General features: G+C 69.6%; 16 protein-coding genes. 8 read left to right on the plus strand and 8 right to left on the minus strand.

The genetic code is table 11. The features are described from left to right. Position 1: 1 nt before the first annotated feature. On the minus strand, positions 2-739 hold the full coding sequence (locus P0L94_14410) for a Pr6Pr family membrane protein (GenBank protein WES63650.1): 738 nt from the start codon (positions 737-739) through the stop codon (positions 2-4). Positions 740-953: 214 nt separating this feature from the next. Continuing rightward, entirely contained in the window at positions 954-1691 is a 738-nt protein-coding gene (locus P0L94_14415; protein ID WES63651.1) for a Pr6Pr family membrane protein, read from the minus strand. Positions 1692-1784: 93 nt separating this feature from the next. Here P0L94_14415 and P0L94_14420 point away from each other — a divergent pair, with 93 nt between their 5' ends. The 3 genes from P0L94_14420 (at position 1785) to P0L94_14430 (ending at position 5313) form a co-directional block, all read left to right on the plus strand. Continuing rightward, complete coding sequence (locus P0L94_14420) at positions 1785-2732, plus strand: DUF1254 domain-containing protein (protein ID WES63652.1); 948 nt, start codon at positions 1785-1787, stop codon at positions 2730-2732. Positions 2733-2834: 102 nt separating this feature from the next. Further along, a complete protein-coding gene (locus tag P0L94_14425; protein ID WES63653.1) occupies positions 2835-4121 on the plus strand; it encodes an adenylosuccinate synthase in 1287 nt (428 codons plus the stop codon). Between the two features lies 1 nt (position 4122). Beyond that, positions 4123-5313, plus strand: a complete 1191-nt coding sequence (locus P0L94_14430; GenBank protein ID WES63654.1) for a beta-propeller fold lactonase family protein — start codon at positions 4123-4125, stop codon at positions 5311-5313. A gap of 42 nt (positions 5314-5355) precedes the next feature. Here P0L94_14430 and P0L94_14435 read toward each other — a convergent pair whose 3' ends face one another. Continuing rightward, on the minus strand, positions 5356-6501 hold the full coding sequence (locus P0L94_14435) for an AI-2E family transporter (protein ID WES63655.1): 1146 nt from the start codon (positions 6499-6501) through the stop codon (positions 5356-5358). Between the two features lie 158 nt (positions 6502-6659). On the opposite strand from P0L94_14435, the gene P0L94_14440 reads away from it, so the two are divergent. From P0L94_14440 to P0L94_14455, 4 genes are all read left to right on the plus strand, one after another. Next, on the plus strand, positions 6660-6953 hold the full coding sequence (locus P0L94_14440; protein WES63656.1) for a chorismate mutase: 294 nt from the start codon (positions 6660-6662) through the stop codon (positions 6951-6953). Positions 6954-7347: 394 nt separating this feature from the next. After that, positions 7348-8655, plus strand: coding sequence for a glycine betaine/L-proline ABC transporter ATP-binding protein (locus P0L94_14445; GenBank protein WES63657.1), 1308 nt, complete (start codon positions 7348-7350; stop codon positions 8653-8655). Then, positions 8655-9566, plus strand: a complete 912-nt coding sequence (locus P0L94_14450) for a proline/glycine betaine ABC transporter permease (protein WES63658.1) — start codon at positions 8655-8657, stop codon at positions 9564-9566. The genes P0L94_14445 and P0L94_14450 overlap by 1 nt, the downstream gene beginning before the upstream one ends. Before the next feature lie 145 nt (positions 9567-9711). Next, on the plus strand, positions 9712-10629 hold the full coding sequence (locus P0L94_14455; protein WES63659.1) for a glycine betaine ABC transporter substrate-binding protein: 918 nt from the start codon (positions 9712-9714) through the stop codon (positions 10627-10629). A gap of 10 nt (positions 10630-10639) precedes the next feature. Here the strand turns inward: P0L94_14455 and P0L94_14460 are convergent, their stop codons facing one another. The 4 genes from P0L94_14460 to P0L94_14475 form a co-directional block, all read right to left on the minus strand. Beyond that, entirely contained in the window at positions 10640-11503 is an 864-nt protein-coding gene (locus P0L94_14460; protein WES63660.1) for a hypothetical protein, read from the minus strand. A gap of 108 nt (positions 11504-11611) precedes the next feature. Next, entirely contained in the window at positions 11612-11746 is a 135-nt protein-coding gene (locus P0L94_14465; GenBank protein ID WES63661.1) for a hypothetical protein, read from the minus strand. 31 nt (positions 11747-11777) lie between these two features. Next, on the minus strand, positions 11778-14123 hold the full coding sequence (purL, locus tag P0L94_14470; protein ID WES63662.1) for a phosphoribosylformylglycinamidine synthase subunit PurL: 2346 nt from the start codon (positions 14121-14123) through the stop codon (positions 11778-11780). Between the two features lie 41 nt (positions 14124-14164). Continuing rightward, positions 14165-14785 (minus strand): DUF4395 domain-containing protein, encoded by a 621-nt coding sequence (locus P0L94_14475; GenBank protein WES63663.1) that lies wholly within the window; start codon positions 14783-14785, stop codon positions 14165-14167. 69 nt (positions 14786-14854) lie between these two features. On the opposite strand from P0L94_14475, the gene P0L94_14480 reads away from it, so the two are divergent. Then, positions 14855-15751: a TerC family protein gene (locus P0L94_14480; GenBank protein ID WES63664.1), complete on the plus strand. Its 897-nt coding sequence runs from the start codon at positions 14855-14857 to the stop codon at positions 15749-15751. A gap of 31 nt (positions 15752-15782) precedes the next feature. Here the strand turns inward: P0L94_14480 and P0L94_14485 are convergent, their stop codons facing one another. Beyond that, the gene (locus tag P0L94_14485; GenBank protein WES63665.1) at positions 15783-16472 is read right to left on the minus strand and encodes a thioredoxin domain-containing protein; all 690 of its coding nucleotides are present in this window, start codon (positions 16470-16472) and stop codon (positions 15783-15785) included. Positions 16473-16477: the final 5 nt, after the last annotated feature.

A 16477-nucleotide genomic window follows, 5' to 3' on the forward strand; every position in this document is an offset into this window, starting at 1 on the left:
GTCACGCGGGTGCCGCGCCGATCATCGGCGTCGCGGTGTGGCGCCGGGTGGCCCGGCGCTCCCGGTACCGGCCGATCGCGATGATGCCCGATCCGATCGCGAGGAAGGCGATGAGGATGCCGCCGATGTAGGTCAGCGCCGTGCCGTAGCCTCCGGCGCCGTGCGGGTCGAGGAAGGGATAGGGGTACCACCACGGCGTCGTGCCGTCGGGGTTCGCGACCCGCTCTCCCCGCACCATCGTGTACACGGTCCACGTCAGCGGATACCCGACGATCACCGGCAGCATCCGCCACGACAGTCCGCGTCGCCGCGGCGCGGCAAGCAGGTCGAACAGCACGTAGAGCGGGAGCACCACGTGCAGCACCTCGATCGCGAACTCGTCGAGCATCGCGATGCCGGCGGTGTCGCCGAGGGCGACGGCGGACGGGATGCCGCGCAGCAGGACGTTGTAGACCACGCCCAGCAGCAGGATCGGGCCCGACACCGCAGCCAGAGCCAGGGCGATGGCCACCGGCTCGCGCGAGTCGCCGCGATTGCGCATGTCCCACACTGCGGCGGCGACGAGGACAGCGGCGCCGAGCGACGACGACACGATCGTGAAGAGACTGAAGTAGTTCGCGAGCACCGCCGCGAGATCCTGCCCCTGCCGAGCCGCGCGGTCGACGTTGACCACGAGCCCGGCACCCACTGCGCACAGCGCCATGACGGCGGCTGCGATCCTCATCTGACTCCAGAACATGTCGACGACCCTTCGGCTCACCCAATACCTGTCGACCCTCTCCCGAGATCAGATCTAGCGGCTCAGTAGTCGCCCCTCACGGAATATTGGCGCCGAGGATCGTGCGCGTGCCGTATACCGGGTCAAGAATCTGTCGGATACATACAAGAGACAGCGAAATCGACGTGAGGATCCGACAGTCGAGCAGCCGATCTCCGCGCAATCGGTGGCGGGTTCAGGGCGTCGGCGAACCGGTGTCGACCATCGCCGGCGCGGACCGCGCCGCGCGCCGCGCCCGGTGACGTCCGACGGCGATGAGAATCACGCCGATGACGATGAAAGCGCCGGTGATGGCTCCGATGTACATGAACACCGAGGCATATCCGCCTTCGCCGTGGGGGTCCAGGAACGGGTACGGATACCACCACGGGTTGTTCCCGTCGGGACTGACGACGAGCTCGCCCCGGATCATCGTGTACACCGTCCACACGAGCGGATACCCGACCAGCACCGAGAGCGACCACCACGGCAGTGCGCGCCGGCGCGAGGCGAACAGCAGGTCGGCCAGCAGATACAGCGGCAGCACGACGTGCATCACCTCGATCGCCCACCGATCGCAGAAGTAGATCAACGGCGGGTCGGTGAGAGCCGCCTCGGACGGGAGCCCCCGCAGCAGGATGTTGTACACCACGCCGATCAGGATCGCGGGCGCGGTCACCATCGCGACGCTGAGCGCTACCGCGAAGGGCTCGGGCGACGTGCCCGGATGCCGCAGATCCCACACTCCCGCGACGGTCAGGATGATCACCGTGAGCAGGGTGGTGAAGATCGTCAGGAAGCTGAAGTAGTTCATGATCACGAGGCCGAGATCCTCATCGAATCGCTGCGCACGTGAGACGTTGACGACGAACCCCGCGATCCACCCCGATGCAGCCAGGACGGCGGCTGCGATCCGCATCGTTGCCCAGATCATGGGATCAGTGTGAGCCACGGCCTGCCCGCCGTACAGATAGTCAAAGGGACCAAGGTCCCGCCCTGTCGCGACCACCGCCGCGACAGTGATGATATGAGAATCCATGTCAACGTCGACAACTTCGTCCGCGCAGAGACCGATCGCATGTTCGCCGGGATGGCCGCCGTCGCCGGAGGGGTGGGCGTCTTCGGTCATCACCGCGAGCCGACGCCGATCGATCAGCAGACCGTCATCCGCATGAACCGCGACACCCTCTACAGCTTCGCGCTCATCGACGTGTCGGAGGGCGCGACCGTGACCCTTCCCGACGCCGGTGGCCGGTACCTCTCGGCGATGGTCGTCAACGAGGACCACTACGTCATGGCCATCCACCACTCCGCCGGCGACTTCTCGCTCAGCGCCGCGAACTGCGGCTCGGAGTACGCGCTCGTCGCGGTCCGCATCCTCGTCGATCCGGGGGATCCCGACGATCTCGCGGCGGTCGCCGCGCTGCAGGACGGGCTGGGCGTCGAGGCGGGGGCCTCGCGCCCGTTCGTCCTGCCGGACTATGACACCGCGAGCATGGACGCCACGCGCGAAGCGCTGCTGACCCTCGCCGCGGGGATGAGCGACTACGACCGCGCGTTCGGGACGCCGCACGAGGTCGATCCGGTCAGGCACCTGATCGGAACGGCGTCCGGATGGGGCGGACTGCCGAACTCCGAGACGATCTACACGGCCATCAACCCCGACCTCGAGCCGGGCGAGTACGCGCTGACGATGCAGGACGTCCCCGTCGACGCGTTCTGGTCGGTGTCGGTTTACGACGCACACGGCTTCTTCGCCGCCAACCCGGCAGGGCGCTACACGGTGAACAGCGTCACCGGCATCCCGGACCCCGACGGCGCGGTCACGGTCCGCTTCACCGCCGACACCGGGACCTCGGTGCCCAACGCGATCCCCGTGCCCGAGGGCTGGAACGTCGTCGTGCGCTTCTATCGTCCCCGGAACGCGCTGACGGACGGCTCCTGGACCCTCCCGGACATCGAGCCGGTCGCGTGAGGGGCGGCCCCCGGTCGGCCTCGCGACCGGCCGGGTCTCACGGGGCCTGCGGGCGCGCCCGATAGGATCGGGTGTAACCGTCCGACAACGGGGGAGTAGGCCATGCCAGGCATCGTGATCGTCGGCGTCCAGTGGGGCGATGAGGGCAAGGGCAAGGCGACAGACCTGCTCGGGGACCGGACCGACTGGGTCGTGAAGTTCAACGGCGGCAACAACGCCGGTCACACCGTCGTCATCGGCGACGAGAAGTACGCCCTGCACCTGCTGCCCTCCGGCATCCTCTCGCCCGGCGTGAACCCGGTGATCGGCAATGGCGTCGTGGTCGACCTCGAGGTGCTCTTCAACGAGCTCACGGCGCTGAACGCGCGCGGTCTCGACACGTCGCGTCTGCGCATCAGCGCGAACGCGCACATCATCACGAACTACCACCGAACGCTCGACAAGGTCAGCGAGCGCTTCCTCGGCAAGCGCCAGATCGGCACCACCGGGCGCGGCATCGGACCCGCCTACGCCGACAAGATCAACCGTGTCGGCATCCGCGTCCAGGACCTCTTCGACGAGAACATCCTGCGCCAGAAGGTCGAGGGCGCCCTCGAGCAGAAGAACCATCTGCTCGTGAAGGTCTTCAACCGTCGCGCCATCGGCGTCGACGAGATCGTCGAGGATCTGCTCGGCTACACCGAGCGCCTGCGCCCCATGGTCGCCGACACGTCGTTGATGCTGAACGAGGCGCTCGACGCCGGGGACGTCGTCGTCTTCGAGGGCGGCCAGGCGACCATGCTCGATGTCGACCACGGCACGTATCCGTTCGTGACGTCGTCGTCGGCGACGGCCGGAGGGGCGGCCACCGGCTCCGGCGTGGGACCCGGGCGGCTGGACCGCATCGTCGGCATCGTGAAGGCCTACACGACGCGCGTCGGGTCGGGCCCCTTTCCCACCGAGCTGTTCGACGAGCAGGGCGACTGGCTGCGCTCGCGCGGCTTCGAGTTCGGCACGACCACGGGCCGTCCGCGCCGCGTCGGCTGGTACGACGCGCCGATCACGCGCTACGCCACCCGCATCAACGGCATCACCGACCTCGTGCTGACCAAGCTCGACATCCTCACCGGCCTCGAGCAGATCCCCGTCTGCGTCGCCTACGACGTGGACGGCACGCGGTTCGACGAGGTGCCGGTCAACCAGTCCGACTTCCACCACGCCGCGCCGATCCTGGAGTACCTCCCCGGCTGGAGCGAGGACATCTCGACGGCCCGCACCTTCGAGGACCTCCCGCAGGCCGCGCAGGACTACGTCCTGGCCCTCGAGGCGATGAGCGGCACCCGGATCTCGGTCATCGGCGTCGGTCCCGCGCGCGACGCGGTGATCGTGCGCCACGACCTGATCGACTGACGTGCGGTTCCTCGTCGGCGGCTACACCGCCGATATGGACGGCGCCGCCTCCGGAATCGGAATGCTCACCGCCGGCGAGGCCGACTCCCCGCTCGCGGGCGGACAGCTCGGATTCGCCGAGTCGATCGTCGAGGCGCCGTCGCCGTCATGGGTGGCGGCCCATCCTTCGCTCGACGTCTTCTATGCGGCCCTCGAGGGGACCGGCGCCGTGCAGGCGTTCCGCCGCACCGGCGACGAGTCCTTCGTACGACTGGGGCCGGCCGTGCCCGTCGGGGAGCTCGTGTGCCACGTGGCGATCGCCCCGAACGCCGGGTCGCTGCTGGCGAGCTGCTGGGGCGACGGGCACCTGGTGCGGATGCGGCTGGATGCGGAGGGGCGGCCGTCGTCGCCGACGGTCGCGCCGGCGGCGGAGGACCCCTACGGAGCGGATGCCGGCGCCCCCGTCCCGGAGGGGCCGCCCGACCTCGACCTCGCCGCCGCCGCACGGGCGCTGCGGGAGGCGGCGGGGGAGGAGTACGCGCATCTCATCCCCGCCCACGACGCCCCCGCCGCTGCGGCCGAGGACGAGCCGGATGAGGCGGATGCGGTGCGCGTGTCACGCGCGCATCAGGCCCGGTTCCTCGACGGCGGGCTGGTCGCCACCACCGACCTCGGGTTCGACGTCGTCCGGATCTGGCGGGCCGGCGTCGCGGGCATGAAGCTCGTGCAGCGGGTGGCGCTCCCCCGCGGCTCAGGGCCGCGCCACACCGTGTGGCACCCCAGCGGGCATCTGTACGTGGTGTGCGAGCACTCGTGCGAGGTGTTCGCGCTCGCCGCGGATCGCGAGGGCGTGTGGCGGATCGTCGCGGGCACGGCCCTCAGCCCGGGGATGCTCGCGGGCGATGCCGCCGCCGAGCTCGCCGCGTCGCGGGACGGCGCCTTCCTCTATGCCGGACTGCGCGGCAGTGACACGATCGCCACCGTCCGGGTGCGGGGGGACGGCTCGCAGCTCGAGCCGATCGCGCTCGTCGAGGCGGGAGCAGGGTGGCCGCGGCACCACGTCGTGGTGCGCGACACGCTGCTGGTGGCCGGACAGCTGTCGCACGAGGTCGTGTCGCTCGCGCTCGACGCCAGAACCGGTGTCCCCGGCCGTGTGCGTCACCGGGTGGCGGTGCCGAGTCCGACGTGCCTGACGCCCGACGTCGGGCGCTGACGGTCCGGCGAGCACTCCCGTCCGCCGCGCGAACGCGCGGCGTCAGACTTTGGCGTCCTGGCGCGGGATGACGACCTGCTTGAGGATGATGAGCAGCGACGCGGTCACCGGCACGGCGACGAGCGCGCCGAGGAGCCCCAGCAGCGTTCCGCCGACGAGCGCGCCGATCACCACGAGCGCACCCGGCACCGACACCGCCTTGTTCATGACACGGGGCGTGAGCACGTAGGCCTCGACCTGCATGTAGACGAGGTACGCGATCGCGAAGATCAGCGCGGCAAGGGGGTCGAGGAACAGCGCGACGCTCGACCCGATGATCCAGAAGAGCACGGGACCGACGAGCGGGATGATCGTGATGCAGAACGACGTCACCGCCATGAGCGCTGCGAACTGCAGCCCGAGGATCAGATACATGATGAAGGTGAAGGTCGCGTTGAAGAACGCGAGCATCACCATCCCCACGAGGTACCCGCCGATCGACCCCGTGATCTGCTCGGTGAGCGAGGCGACCTTGGGACGGTTGTGTGCGGCGGCCAGCTGGTACATCCCCTGCTTCATCGCATCGAGCGAGGCCAGGAAGTACAGGCTCAGGACGATGACGATGATGCCGCCCGAGACGGCGGTGCCGATGCCCACGACCACCTGGAGCACGCCTCCGCCGACGGTGGCGATGTTCCCCGGGTCCGAGATGAACTTCGTGATCTCGGTGGTCAGCGTCTCGATGGGATCGCCCCACATCCCCGTGGCCCAGAGGTAGACCGCGGTCTGCTGGAAGTCGTCGACGAGCGACGGCAGATCCCGGAAGAACTGAGCGACCTGAGCGACGACGGTGGGGATGATCAGCAGCAGGACGCCGATCAGGACGATCGCGAAGGCCGAGTAGACGATGACGATGGACCACGCCCGTGACACGTTGCGGCGCCCCAGCATGCGCACCGCCGGGTCCAGCCCGAGCGCGACGAACAGCGCCAGCGCGACGTAGATGACGATCGTGGACAGGCTCGTGAACGCCAGGCCCAGTGCGAGCGCGACGAGCCCGCCCAGTGTCAGGGTGAAGCCGATCGTGAACGGGTTGTTCAGGTTCGCCCAGCGCTGCAGGGCCGACTTCATCTTGGGTGTCGGCTCGTAGAAGGAGTCGGCGCCGGATGCCTCGGGAGAAGCCGGAGCGGTCGGGTTCGCGTCGGTCATGCCTCACACTCTAGGGGCGCCGCGGCGTCGGCGACCATGCAGAATCGCCGCGTCGCGGCCCCCGGAGAACGGGGCCGGATCGCGTCGCCGGACGAAACACCCGCGGGCGCGCACGCGCCCGCGGGGTATCGTGTGGCGACGAGGAAGTGGAGGACGCCGTGACCGAGGACCCCGGGACGACGCTGCTGCGTTTGCGCGGCAGCATCGACAACATCGACGCCGCGCTCATCCACCTCCTGGCCGAGCGGTTCAAGGCGACCAAGCAGGTCGGTCAGCTCAAGGCCGAGCACGGCATGCCGGCCTCCGACCCCGCCCGTGAAGAGCAGCAGGTCGCGCGCCTGCGGCGGCTGGCAGAAGAGGCGGACCTGGACCCCGCCTTCGCCGAGAAGTGGTTCAACTTCGTCGTCGCCGAGGTCATCCGCCACCACACGGCCGCCGCCGACGCCCGCTGAGGAGAGCCGGCGCACCCGCGTCCGGGCGGTAACGACATCGCAGCGCCCGCGAGCCCGTTACCAACTTGTTGTCAACGCTTCTATCCGCGCTGACGCGCGCGCGATACCACGCTTCGTCCCTCCGAGGGCGGAGGCGCGCGTTTGCGACGAGACGGCAACGTGGTTAGCGTCGAAGTGGGCCTCAGTGCCCACTGACGACCAGTCCGCGGTCGTGGCGCGTGGGATTTCCCCGAGGGGACGTGCGTCGCGGGCGTATGGCCGGCGGTCTTGACGGGGCTCCCGATGTGCCCCGCCGGAGTGTTGCCGCGTTCTCGAGAGCGTGATGCCGACGCCGATGATCCCGACCCGGACGAAACCGATGCACGTGTGGCCCCCACACAGCCGAGGTGAAAACGTGACCGTCGAAGTCGCTCTCGAAGCGAAGAATCTCTACAAGGTGTTCGGAAAGAACCCCCAGGACGCCGTGCGCCGGCTTCAGGCCGGCGAGACCCGTGCCGACGTCGCGGATGCCGGAACCGCCGCCGTGATCGACGCGAGCTTCACCGTGAACAAGGGTGAGATCTTCGTCATCATGGGCCTGTCGGGCTCAGGCAAGTCGACCATCATCCGCATGCTCAACGGTCTCAACCCGCCCACGTCGGGCGATGTCACCGTTCAGGGCCACAGCATCGGCAAGGCCTCGCCGAAGGAGCTGCGGGAGATCCGCCAGCGTTCGATCTCGATGGTCTTCCAGCACTTCGCGCTGCTCCCCCATCTCTCGGTGATCGACAACGCCGCCTACGGCCTCGAGATCCAGGGCATCGGCAAGGACGAGCGCCGCGCCCGTGCGCTCGAGATCCTCGAGAAGGTCGGACTCGGCGACCGCGCGTACGCGATGCCCGACGAGCTGTCCGGCGGCATGCAGCAGCGCGTCGGCCTCGCCCGCGCCCTCACGGCCGGCACCGACATCATGCTCATGGACGAGGCCTTCTCGGCCCTGGATCCGCTGATCCGCCGCGAGATGCAGGAGCAGCTGATCACCCTGCAGCAGGAGCTCGGCCGCACGATCGTGTTCATCACCCACGACCTGAACGAGGCGATGTTCCTCGGTGACCGCATCGCCGTCATGCGCGACGGCCGCATCGTGCAGAACGGCACTCCCGAGGAGATCCTCACCGACCCCGCGAACGACTACGTCGCGCAGTTCGTGCAGGACGTCGATCGCGCGCGCGTGCTCACCGCGGCTTCGGTCATGGAGCAGCCCACCACCGTCTCGACGCTGCATGCCGGCGTGCGCGGTGCGCTCAAGGTCATGCGCGACCGCCAGGCGAGCTCGGTCTCGATCGTCGAGAACCTCAAGTTCATCGGCGCCGTCACCGACCGCGCGGTCATCCGCGCGGTGAAGGAGGGGCGCACGGACCTGCGCAGCCTCGTCGAGAACGTCCAGCCCACGGTGCACCCCGACGACCCGCTGACCGAGGTCCTGGATCGCTCGGTCGAGTCCCACATCCCCGTCGCGGTCGTCGACAGCACCGATCGTCTCGTCGGCGTCATCCCCCGCGTCACGCTGCTGGCGGCGCTGGGCAACGTCGCGCCCGAGACCCGCTCGATCCCGATCGTCGACGTGGTGGCGCCCGCTTCGGCGCTGGAGCTGGACCAGACGATCGCCGCGGTCGAGGAGCCGGCTGTGCCGGTCCAGGCCGCGACGGAAGGGGGCGTGTGATGGAGAACCTCCGCATCCCCCTCGGTGACTGGGTCGAGGCGTTCGTCGACTTCCTCGGCGACGTGTTCGGCTGGCTGTTCGACGCCATCGCCACGGTGCTCGGCGCCGTGTACGACGGCCTCTCGTGGGTCCTGGTCACGCCGCCGTTCTGGGTCATCATCATCGTCATCGCCGCCGTCGCCTTCTGGGTGAAGGGATGGAAGCTGGCGCTCGGAACCGCGCTGGGACTGCTCCTGATCGTCTTCCTCGATCAGTGGGAGACCTCGATGGACACCCTGGCCCTGGTGCTCGTCGCGTCGATCATCGCGACCGCGATCAGCATCCCCGTCGGCATCTGGGCGGCGCGCAACGACCACGTCTCTCGCGCCGTGCGCCCCGTGCTGGACTTCCTGCAGACCATGCCGGCGTTCGTCTACCTGATCCCGGCGATCATCTTCTTCGGTGTGGGCGCCGTCCCCGGCATGATCGCCACGATCCTGTTCGCTCTCGCGCCGGGCGTCCGGCTCACCGAGCTGGGCATCCGCGGCGTGGACAAGGAGGTCGTCGAGGCCGGGAACGCGTTCGGCGCCACGCCGGGCCGCATCCTGCGACAGATCCAGCTGCCGCTGGCACTGCCGAGCATCATGGCCGGTGTCAACCAGGTCATCATGCTCAGCCTGTCGATGGTCGTCATCGCCGGCATGGTCGGCGCTGGCGGTCTCGGCGGCGAGATCGTGCGCGCCATCGGCCGCATCGACGTCGGACTCGGCTTCGAGGCGGGCATCGCCGTGGTGATCCTCGCGATGATCCTCGACCGCATCACGTCGGCGCTGGCGCAGCCGCGCAAGAACCGCGGTCCGGCGTCGTCGGGTTCCTCCGACGACGAGAAGGCCGACGACCAGGCCCAGCCGCAGCCCGCGGCGACGGCCTGACCCACAACACGCGCGGAAGCCTCGGCATCCGCGCCACAGAGAGACCAGGCGAGACCCATCAGCTCGCCGGAGACGCGCGGGACCCGCGTGTCTGACACACAACGACCGTTCCGCGGACAGCAACGCGGATGGAGAGGACGTCATCATGATGACCAAGAGAAAGCACCTGGCAACCGGCATCGCCCTCGCGGGTGCGGCTGCACTCGTCCTGACGGGCTGCTCGAGCGATTCCGGCTCGAGCGACTCGGGTGACTCGGGCGACAGCACCGGCGGCGCCGACCGCGCCATCGAGCTGGCCGTCTTCAACGGCTGGGACGAGGGCATCGCCGCGTCCTACCTGTGGGAGGCCATCCTCACCGAGCACGGCTACGAGGTCGAGCTCACCTACGCGGACGTCGCTCCCGTCTTCGCGGGTCTGGCGAACGCCGACTTCGACTTCGTCCTCGACGGCTGGCTGCCGGTCACGCACGCGGACTACATGACGGAGTACGGCGACGACCTCGTCGACCTCGGCCCCTGGAACGAGGACGCCGCCCTCACCGTCGCGGTGAACGCCGACGCGCCGATCGACTCGCTCACCGAGCTCGCGGCCGCCGCCGACGACTTCAGCAATGAGATCGTGGGCATCGAGCCCGGCTCGGGCCTCATGGGCGCCATGCGCGACTCCGTCGTGCCGGGCTACGGCCTCGAGGACATGAACCTCATCGAGTCGTCGACCCCGGCCATGCTCGCCGAGCTGCAGTCGGCTACCGACGCCGGTGAGAACATCGTCGTGACGCTGTGGACCCCGCACTGGGCCTACAACGCGTTCCCGATCAAGAACCTCGAGGACCCCGAGGGCGCGCTCGGCGGTGCCGAGGGCATCCACACCCTGACGGCGACGACGTTCGAGTCGGACTTCCCCGAGGTCAACGAGTGGCTGTCGAACTGGGCCATGCCCAGCGACCTGCTGTACTCGCTCGAGGACGCGATGTTCAACCAGTACGACGGTGACGACTACGGTCCCGTCGTGCAGGACTGGATCGCCGAGAACCAGGACTACGTCGACTCCCTGACGTCCTGAGTCTTCGCGCTCATTGACGGGGCGGGTGGCCTTCGGGCCGCCCGCCCTTCGTCATGTCTCGGGGCGGGCGGTTCGCGAGCGCCGTCGCCGCAGCCTCGGCGGCCTGCGCGATCGCCTCGGCCGACAGTGACACGACCTGCTGCGCGACCGCCGACCACGCGGTGACCGGCGGGGGCTCGGGATTCGGGGGCACCGCGCCGCTCGCTCGCGCCTCCTGCCACGCGGCGCTCTCCGCCGCGGCGAACGAGGTCTCGACGGCGGCGACCGCATCGCGGTAGCGCACGAACTCGTCGGGCGTCATGCGGGCGCGGGCCGTCGCCGGCCGCAGCTGCAGGGCGTACTGCTGCGTCGACAGGAAAGCCCCGGTGAGCGGATGCCGCGCATCGCTCATCTGAGGGAACGCGATCTGCTTGGCGACATCCGTCTCGTACTCCATCCAGCGCGCCGTGACCGCATCGTGGCGCGCCAGCAGGCGCGCCATCGGAAGACCGGTCTCACCGGTCGCGGCGTGAAGATGGGCACGTGCGGACTTCACGCTGCTGCGCTTGGCGCGAAGCCGCAGCGTCGCGGTGCGATGCTCGGCCTTGGCCGCCTGAAGCTCGCTGCGCGCCTGCGACACCGATGGCAGCCCCGGCACGACGACGCCCGGCTGCGTCTGCGCGGCCTGCAGGCGGGCCTTCGCCTCGCGCTCGTGGGCGCGTGCGGCCTGGAGCGCGTTGTAGGCGGTCGAGACCTCATGACGCGCGGCGTCGAGTTCGAGGCGCCGCGCCCGCCGTCGTGGCGCTGAGATCACCCCATAGCCCACAGCGCCGGCGCCGATGGCGGTCGGAGCGACCCACCACCAGGCGCCGAGGAGCTCGAGCCACGGGTCCACGGGGCCATCTTAACCGGCGGGTCCCGGGCGGCGCGGGACGATGGACCCTCAGTCGTCGGCGCGAGCCTCGTGCGGCATCCGGACCTGGGGCCCGGGCCTGGTCCTGGATCAGCCGAACAGGAGCGCGAAGACCGTGGCGCCGCCGCCCACGAGGATCAGTGCGACGATGACGACCCACGCGACGACCTTGATGCGCCGCTGGCGCGCATCGCTGTAGACGCCGTACTCTTCGTCGTCGGTCATGGTCCCCCTCAGGATTCGGTGCGGGTGCGGGTCAGGCGGTCGGTTCGACCACGGTGGGGCCGAAGGCGGCCGGGAGCGTCGCGGTGGACAGCCCCGCGAGCTCCGGCGCCGACACCGTGAACAGGCCCTGCACCTCGAGGGAGGCCGGGCTGCCGTCGACCGGCGCGTCGGTCACGCCGATGCGCAGCACGGGGTAGTCGCGGCCCTCGCACAGCCCGCGGAATTTCACGTCGTCCTCGCGCGGGACCGACACGATGACGCGGCCGGTCGACTCCGAGAACAGAGCCATGGCGGCGTCGACGCCGTCGCGCTCCATGATCTCGTCGAGCCACACGCGCGCGCCGACGCCGAAGCGCATGACGCCCTCGGCGAGGGCCTGGGCGAGGCCCCCCGACGACAGGTCGTGGGCGCTCGAGACCAGTCCCTGCTGGCCCGCGGCGTGGAGCAGGTCGCCCAGGCGCTTCTCGCCGGCGAGGTCGACGCGCGGCGGACGCCCGCCGAGGTGACCGTGGACGGTGGCCGCCCACTGCGAGCCGCTGAGCTCGTTGGCCGTGACCCCGAGCAGGTAGATGTTCTCGCCGGCATCCTGCCAGCCGCTGGGGATGCGACGGGCCACGTCGTCGATGATGCCCATGACGCCCACGACCGGGGTCGGGAAGATGGGCTGGTCGCCGGTCTGGTTGTAGAACGACACGTTGCCGCCCGTGACGGGGATGCCGACCTCGAGGCATCCGTCCGACAGGCCCTCGACGGCCTGCGAGAACTGCCACATGACCTCGGGGTTCTCCGGTGACCCGAAGTTGAGGCAGTCCGTGACCGCCGTCGGCACGGCGCCCGTGACGGCGACGTTGCGGTAAGCCTCGGCGAGGGCGAGCTTGGCGCCCTCGTACGGGTCGAGCTGGCAGTAGCGTCCGTTGCAGTCCGTGGCGATCGCGAAGCCGAGTCCGGAGTTCTCGTCGACGCGGATCATGCCCGCGTCGTCCGGGAACGACAGGGCGGTGTTGCCCATGACGTAGTAGTCGTACTGGTTCGTGATCCACGACGTGTCGGCGAGGTTGGGGCTCGAGACCAGCTGCGTGAACTGGGAGCGCAGCGTCTCGCCGTCGCACGGGCGGGGGAGCGCCTGCGCCGAGTCGTCGCGCAGCGCATCGATCCACGTCGGGTAGGCGACGGGGCGCTCGTAGACGGGCCCGTCGACGGCGACCGTGGACGGATCCACATTGACGATCTCCTCGCCGTGCCAGAAGATCTGCAGTCGTCCGTCGCCGGTGACCTCGCCGAGCACGCTCGTCTCGACCTCCCACTTGGCGACGACCTCGAGGAAGCGGTCGAGCTTCTCGGGCGCGACGATCGCCATCATGCGCTCCTGGCTCTCGCTCATGAGGATCTCCTCGGGCGTGAGCGTGGGGTCGCGCAGCAGCACGTTCTCGAGGTCGACGCGCATGCCCGAGCCGCCGTTGGCGGCGAGCTCGCTCGTCGCGCACGAGATGCCGGCGGCGCCGAGGTCCTGGATGGCCTCGACGAGCTCGCCCTTGTAGAGCTCGAGGCAGCACTCGATGAGCACCTTCTCGGCGAACGGATCGCCGACCTGGACCGCGGGGCGCTTGGTCGGGCCGCCGTCGGCGAAGGTGTCGGAGGCGAGGATCGACGCGCCGCCGATGCCGTCGCCACCGGTGCGCGCGCCGAACAGGACGACCTTGTTGCCGGCGCCCGAGGCGTTGGCGAGCTTGAGGTCCTCGTGGCGGAGGACGCCGACGGCGAGGGCGTTGACGAGCGGGTTGCCCTGGTACACCGGGTCGAAGACGGTCTCGCCGCCGATGTTCGGCAGCCCCAGGCAGTTGCCGTAGAACGAGATGCCGCTGACGACGCCGTGGACGACGCGCGCGGTGTCGGGGTTGTCGATGGCGCCGAAGCGCAGCTGGTCCATGACGGCGACCGGGCGCGCGCCCATCGAGATGATGTCGCGGACGATGCCGCCGACGCCGGTGGCGGCGCCCTGGAACGGCTCGATGTAGCTGGGGTGGTTGTGCGACTCGACCTTGAAGGTCACCGCCCAGCCCTCGCCGATGTCGACGACGCCGGCGTTCTGGCCCATGCCGACCATGAGGCGCTCGCGCATATCGTCCGAGACCTTCTGGCCGAACTGGCGCAGGTAGATCTTGCTGGACTTGTACGAGCAGTGCTCGCTCCACATCACCGAGTACATGGCCAGCTCGCCCGACGTGGGGCGGCGCCCCAGCAGCGAGCGGATCTCGGCGTACTCGTCGTCCTTGAGGCCGAGTGCCGCGTACGGCTGCTCCTTCTCAGGGGTGGCGGCGGCGTTGTCGACCGTGTCTGCGGCGGGACGCGCGGCCGCGGCGGTGTCGAGGGAAGTCATGACGCGGCTGAGCTCCAGGATTTCTGCGGATGCCGGACGCTTCAGTCTATCCGGGCCGGCGAGTGCGACCCCAGAGGATCGGGGTCCGAGGGTGGCGAGGGCAGCACGCTGTGGCGCTCGCCGAGCTTCGGGGGCGTGTACGTGCAGGTGTCGCCGGCGCACATCGTCGGCTTCTCGCGGGAGAACCGGCGGGCCAGTTCGCACCCGACGCAGATGCCGAACGCGGCCTCGACGAAAAGCAGCAGCAGGCATCCGGCGCAGATCGTCTGGGCGATGACGGCGGGAAGCCCCAGCCAGCCGAGGCTGAAGCATCCCAGCAGGGCCATCCCGAGGCCCAGGCCCCACGCGAACTGCTTGGAGCGCGCCTCGACCCACTCCGGGCGCTGCGGCCGGGTGATGAGCGTGCCCAGCGCCAGGGTCGGGGTGTAGCGGGTACCGACGAACAGGCGGAGCATCATCTCGACGGCGAAGAGGATGCCGAATCCCCGCATCGGCTGCAGGTCGCCGGTGGCGAAGCCCCACATCCACGCGGCGAATCCGAGCAGGAACAGGATGCCCGCGGATGCCCGAACGGCGCGCTCGTTGACGACGGGTACGTCGATGCCGTCGACCCACTGGCCGATCACGGGGCGGACGGTGCGGTCGGCGGTGGCATCGCTCATGGAAGCAGTATACCCCAGGGGGTATTGCCATGATGTCGGATCGCGGCCGCCGCTCCCTACGATGATCTGGTGGACTTCTCCTTCGCTTTCACGCCCGACCTCATCGCCGTGTTCCTGACGCTGTTCGTGCTCGAGGTGGTGCTGGGCGTCGACAACGTCATCTTCATCTCGATCCTCGCCTCGAAGCTCCCGCAGGAGCAGCAGGCGAAGGCGCGCAACCTCGGCCTGACGCTGGCGATGCTGATGCGGGTGATCCTGGTGCTCTTCGCGGGATGGATCATCACGCTCAAGGAGGACATCTTCGTGCTGTGGGGGATGGGCTTCTCGTGGAAGGACATCATCCTCATCGCCGGAGGCCTCTTCCTCGTGTACAAGGCCGTGACCGAGATCCACCACAAGCTCGAGGGAGCCGAAGAGGAGCACGGCGCCGGCGGGACGAAGGCGATCACCTTCGGCTCGGTGATCGCGCAGATCCTCCTGCTGGACATCGTGTTCTCGCTGGATTCCGTGATCACGGCGGTGGGCATGACCGAGAACCTGCTCATCATCATCACGGTGGTGGTGCTGTCGTTCGGCATCATGCTGTTCGCCGCGCGCTTCATCTTCGCTTTCGTCAACAACCACCCCACCGTGAAGATGCTCGCGCTGTCGTTCCTGCTGCTGATCGGCGTCTTCCTCGTCGCCGAGGGGTTCGGATTCCACATCGACAAGGCGTTCATCTACGGGCCGATGGCCTTCGCGATCTTCGTCGAGGCGCTGAACCTGCTGGCCGCGTCGCGCCGGGCCAAGCGCGAGCAGAAGCGGCGCAGCGCCGTGCGGCTGCGCCCGCAGTATCCCGACGTCGACGAGTCCGTCGCCGTGTCGGCCGCGCTGTCGGCCGGGCCCGGTTCCGGGTCGGTCGGACTGTCGCGCAAGCCCGTGGCGGGCGAGGCCGGCGACGGTCAGGAGCGCGCGGGGCTCGGCTGAGCGGACCGCGCGTCGGTGCCGTCGCTGCCCGTCACGCGCCCGAGTCGGAGATGGCGGTCTGCAGCCGCGCGAGGTCGGTGCCGTCCTCGCGCACCTCGAAGAACGCGCCGTCGACGGCGACGCTCGGCACGAACTCGAGCGTGACGCCCGTGCCGGGGATCTCGCGGCCGAGCCAGTAGTCGTTGGCGGCGCGGGCGAGTGTCAGATACTCCTCGCCGGCGGGGGCGTCGCCGAGGTCGGCGGTCACGCCCGCTTCGGCCGCGTAGGCGAGCAGGTCGGCATCCGAGGGTGCGCCGGTCTCGTCGACCTGGTTCTCCTGGATCAGCGCGTACAGCTCGGGGATCGCGTCGACCTCGCCGGCGTCGGCCGCGGCGAACAGCAGCGCCGCCGAGCGGGCCGAGTAGTCGGTCGTGTCGCCGCGCTTCTCGCTGACGTAGGTCATGGGATGCAGGACGAGCGTGATCTCGCCCGCGTCGACGGCGGTGGCCAGGGCGTCGCCCACCTCGGCGTCGAGCACCATGCAGTGCGGGCACGCGGCGTCGCCGAACACGACCACCTCGACAGGCCCGTCGCCGACGCGGATGCCATCGACGATGAGTGCAGACGCCGCTTCCGGCGTCGTGGAGTCGGCGGGAGCCGCCGACGTGCAGGCGGTGAGCAGGGAGGCGGTCGCGAGCGCGAAGGCGCCCGCGACGGCGACGCGGCGGAATGAAGTGCGCACGGGGG

Origin of the sequence: Microbacter sp. GSS18 (assembly GCA_029319145.1) — a bacterium.
Taxonomy (GTDB): domain Bacteria; phylum Actinomycetota; class Actinomycetes; order Actinomycetales; family Microbacteriaceae; genus Microbacterium.